Source organism: Deltaproteobacteria bacterium, assembly GCA_029860075.1.
Taxonomy (GTDB): domain Bacteria; phylum Desulfobacterota; class JADFVX01; order JADFVX01; family JADFVX01; genus JAOUBX01.
Map to the genome: position 1 here is coordinate 1 of JAOUBX010000156.1, position 3,334 is coordinate 3,334.

Below are 3,334 nucleotides of genomic sequence, written 5' to 3' on the forward strand. Positions count from 1 at the left end.
TAGGTTTCATCTTTTATTCTTCTCCATTGGTCGTACCTCTCACCCTGAGACAGGCCACTGTGGAGAATAGCAACCCTGTCACCGAAGCGTTCACGAAAACGGGCCGTCAGTTGAGGGGTAAGCGATATTTCAGGAATAAGAACAATGGCGTTGCCGCCGGTTTTTTCGATGCTTTGAAGGTAGATTTCCGTTTTACCGCTGCCTGTTTTACCTTCCAGCAGAAAGGGGCTGAATCCATCTTTGTTTATGGCGCCGGATATTTCCTTCATTACCTTTTTCTGGGAAAGGTTCAGTTCATGCCTCTTTTCTTTTTCAGCCGGTGTCGTGTTGGCCGGCACAGAAAAAGGATCCCTGAAAACCTCTTTTTCCGGCAGGGTGATAAGCCCTTTTTCTTTTAGTCTCTTTATCGTGCCGTGGCTTGTTCCCATCTCTTTAATGAGAGAGGCGAGGCTCACTTCACCGTGATTTTTTAAATAATTTATAATTTCCTGACTACGTGGGCTGATCTTTGTATCTGCATACTCACCTGATGAGGGCAGAGTGACAAAATAAACCTTCTTTTCCCTTACACGTCCCTTGCTGATCCTTGTTTCCATTTTGACAAAGCCTGCATTTTCAAGGCGGTAGAGCCTTGACAGGTCTTTGCCGCTGCTATGTCTTTTTTTGAAATCAGAAAGTTTTGTTTCTTCTCTGTTTTTCAGGTAGGCCAGGATTCTTTTATCTTCTTTGGAAAGTTTATTTCTGTCGCAAATGTTGTCGCGGCACAAACTGATGGTTTTGAAGGTGGAAGTGTTTATACCTGCAGGCATGGCGCTTTTAATGACTTCACCGAGAGGCGCCTGATAGTAAGTTGATATCCACCTGAAAAAGGTGAGCATGTTTTCGTTAAATAAGGGCGTTTTGTCGAGAAAGGCCTCTATCTCCTTGAGCTTTCCTTTGTGATCTTCCCCGGCTTGTCCCAGGATATAGCCTGTTACTTTCCTTTTTCCCAGGGGAACAAGGACCCTCCTCCCTGTTAAATGGGGGATGTTATTATTGTCTGGCAGAAGATAGGTGAAAGTCTGATCCAGGGGTTGATCGAGGGCAACTTCTACCCTTTCTTCTCTTGTCAATTGATGACCCTTTTTTTGACGCTCCTGATGGCTGTGGCGAGGATAAACGCTGCAAAGGCAAGAATCCATACAAGATCGATGAGCATCCAGGTTCCCGCCTCTCCCAGCACGAGACCACGAGAGATATTGACGCAGTGGACAAGAGGGGTGAACCAGGCAATGATGCGGACAATGAAGGGGAGTTGATCAAGGGGAAAGAAAATGCCGCTAAAGAGGAACATGGGAGCAATAATCAGAGTGAAGTAGTATGAGAAAAAATCATAGGCAGGAGCCTTTGATGTAAAGAACATGGCCAGTGAAGCAAATGCAACGGACAAAATGGCCAGCAGCAGTGGCAGCAGCAGGGCTAACCAGGATTTCACGAGGCCGAAGAAAAACATGACTGTAAGGAAAACCATGCCGGCAATCATACCCTTGGTTGCTCCCCATAAAATGTCACCCGCCGTTATTTCTTCTACTGAAACCGGTGTTACTCTGATGGCATCGTAGGTTTTCTGGACGGCAATCTTTGTGTATGCCGCAAAAGTACACTCAAAGCTGGCGCCGTACATGGCCGCCGAACAGGCGAGGCCCGGCGCTATGAATTCGATATAGCTTACTCCTTTAATGGGGGCAACAAGCGCGCCAAGGCCAAAGCCCATGCCGATGAGAAAGAGTATCGGTTCGCCAAGGTTTCCAATCAGGCTTGCAGCATAACGTTTTCTCCATACGTCGAAGTCTCGTTGCCATACACTGAACGCGCCTCTTGAAAATAGTGATGAAATGCCTGTTTTTATCATTGATAAAGGGGATGTCTTTTTGTTATTCATCGAGTTCTCTCCCTGTAAGACGAAGAAAAAGGTCCTCCAGTGTGGCCTTCCTGTGCAGGACCTCGATGGCGCCCAGGTCGAGAAGCTTCCTGACGATAGGGTCCCCGTCATCGGCAAAGAGGTATTCACGCTCGCCGCTTTTTTCATGTCTGAAGGTGAGGCCTTCCAGGAGGCTGTCCATATCGAACTCAATACCGCTCCTTGATATTATCTCGATAACCTCCTTCTCTAAATGCTCAGCGATTAAGGAGTCAGGACTTCCTTCGGCGACAAAGGATCCTTTGTCCATAATGACTAAACAGTCGCAAAGGTTGTAGGCCTCTTCCATATAATGAGTGGTGAGAAGCAAGGTTGCACCCTCTTTTTTTAGTTTGTGGAGTTTGTCCCAGATGACGTGCCTTGCCTGGGGATCGAGGCCTGTAGTCGGTTCGTCGAGAATTATGAGTTTAGGACTGTTTATTAGCGCTCTTGCGATTACCAGTCTTCTTCTCATTCCTCCTGAGAGTGCCACAACGCGATCATTGCTTCTCTCTTTAAGCTGCATAAAGTCAAGAAGTTCCCTCGCCTTTGCAAGGGCGATGTTTTTGGGTATGGAAAAATATCGGGCATAAGCCAAAAGATTTTCTATTATCGTCAGTTCAGGATCCAGGGAGTCTTCCTGGGGAGCAACACCTATCATGCTTTTGATTGCCCTGTCGTGGATGCCCACTTTTTTGCCGCATACACTTATCGTTCCGGCAGTGGGTGGATTGTAACAGTAGACCATTCCCATGGTTGTCGTTTTCCCTGCACCGTTGGGACCGAGAAAACCGAAACATTCACCTTTCCTGACGGTAAAGTTCACCTCTTTGACGACTTTTTTGTTGCCGTATTTTTTTGTCAGTCCTTTTGCCTCAACAATAGCAGACATATTAGCCTCGAATATTAAATTGGATTTAATTCTACATTTTGCCTCGCTCCATGGCAAGGGATTTGGTGGTAAAAGCTTACAGATGGGATACTCAACATCTCAAGAAATATAATGTCATTTGTTTTATCATTTTTGTTGACTTTGTAAAGTCATTTTGTTATCTTGCCTTTCACAGGGTTAATGAGGTTACATCTTCTTCACAAAGTTATTGTCGATTAGATCCCCGTTTAAAAACTTCATTTTTTGTATTGACAACCAAATCTGATTTTGATATAAATAAAGATTCGCTTTGATTGGCGAGCCTTTGTTTCTTGTTGGTCTTTGAAAACTAAATAGCAGAGAAGTTCAGTCGATTTTTTTTGAGATATTTTTGTTAGGAGTTTAACTCCTTCAGTATAATTTAACTGGAGAGTTTGATCCTGGCTCAGAACGAACGCTGGCGGCGTGCTTAACACATGCAAGTCGAACGAGAAAGCACCTTCGGGTGCGAGTAGAGTGGCGCA

At 45.3% G+C, this 3,334-nt stretch carries 3 protein-coding genes and 1 rRNA gene; 1 reads left to right on the forward strand and 3 read right to left on the reverse strand.

Going from position 1 to position 3,334, the window contains the following annotated elements:
- The 3 genes from OEV42_21405 to OEV42_21415 all read right to left on the reverse strand — a co-directional run.
- On the reverse strand, positions 1–1,112 hold a 1,112-nt coding region (locus OEV42_21405; GenBank protein ID MDH3976828.1), incomplete at its 3' end, for a DEAD/DEAH box helicase family protein.
- Positions 1,109–1,921, reverse strand: coding sequence for an ABC transporter permease (locus OEV42_21410; protein MDH3976829.1), 813 nt, complete (start codon positions 1,919–1,921; stop codon positions 1,109–1,111). The genes OEV42_21405 and OEV42_21410, both read right to left, overlap by 4 nt.
- Positions 1,914–2,831: an ATP-binding cassette domain-containing protein gene (locus OEV42_21415; protein ID MDH3976830.1), complete on the reverse strand. Its 918-nt coding sequence runs from the start codon at positions 2,829–2,831 to the stop codon at positions 1,914–1,916. Before OEV42_21415 ends, OEV42_21410 begins: the two co-directional genes overlap by 8 nt.
- A gap of 401 nt (positions 2,832–3,232) precedes the next feature.
- Between OEV42_21415 and OEV42_21420 the strand changes: the two genes are divergently transcribed.
- A 16S ribosomal RNA gene (locus OEV42_21420) occupies positions 3,233–3,334 on the forward strand; the annotation flags it as partial.

What these genes read in the sequence shown, in the direction of transcription:
- OEV42_21410 (MDH3976829.1), bottom strand. Translation starts at nt 1,921, where the DNA reads ATGAATAACAAAAAGACATCCCCTTTATCAATGATAAAAACAGGCATT.
- OEV42_21415 (MDH3976830.1), bottom strand. Translation starts at nt 2,831, where the DNA reads ATGTCTGCTATTGTTGAGGCAAAAGGACTGACAAAAAAATACGGCAAC.